We start from the raw sequence: 832 nt of genomic DNA on the forward strand, positions 1-832 counted from the left end.
GGTATTGATCGTCCTCTGTTACTCGGTACAGTTCATTGGCAGCGAGTAGGGCACAATATTCATCGATGATGTTTTCTTCGCCATCGTTTAGGTACTGCAGGTTATGTTCTTTTAGGTGCCAATAACCGCTAACGGCAGTTTCAAGATAAGTTTGGCTCGAGTAACTGCCCGAGGTTTCAAGTTCAGATGCAGCAGTTAATGCGGCGATAGCAACACCTGCACCTTGTCGGTAGCCCGCTTGCAAGTCCGTTGATTTGTTACCTTCTTGAGTGGCGTATGCGCAGATGTCACGTTGATTGATGTCTTTACTCCACTTGTCGAATACCGTCATGTAAAAGTATCCGTCAGCGTCTTGCATACGCACTAAGAAATCGGCACCGAATAGGGCTTCTTCCACTAAACGAGTCATAGAGAATTTAGGAAAGTCTGAGTTATTGCTAGTCAAGCGCACGCTTTTTAGCATGTTCCAAACGACCATTGGAATTTGTTGTGGGTTAAGGTAGTTACCATAAGACAGGTGGCTAAAATACTTACTTACATCACCTGATGCGTCATACCATCCACCGTGGACATCGACGTATCTGTCAGTGCCCATAATTTGTGCTTGTCGATCTTTTTTGTCGAAACTACCGCCACAGCGTTGTGACTTAAAGTAATGAAGCACATCAGAAAACGTGTGGTTCATTAATAGGTTGCTACCAATCTCAAATACTTCAGAGCGTAGGTTGTCAAAACGTAGGTAGTAGCGACCTGATTCAGTGAATGAACTGAAATCGATAGTGAAGAATTGCCCTTGATGCCAATTTGCTACGCGGCCTTGTTTAACCACATC

General features: G+C 44.4%; 1 protein-coding gene. It reads right to left on the reverse strand.

The annotated features are described in order from the left end of the window. Positions 1-832, reverse strand: an 832-nt coding sequence (locus AB4653_RS27720) for a glycoside hydrolase family 9 protein (protein WP_372105849.1), incomplete at both ends; no start/stop codon positions are given.

This window comes from Vibrio sp. 10N.222.48.A3, from assembly GCF_041475345.1.
Taxonomy (GTDB): Bacteria; Pseudomonadota; Gammaproteobacteria; order Enterobacterales; family Vibrionaceae; genus Vibrio; species Vibrio tasmaniensis_A.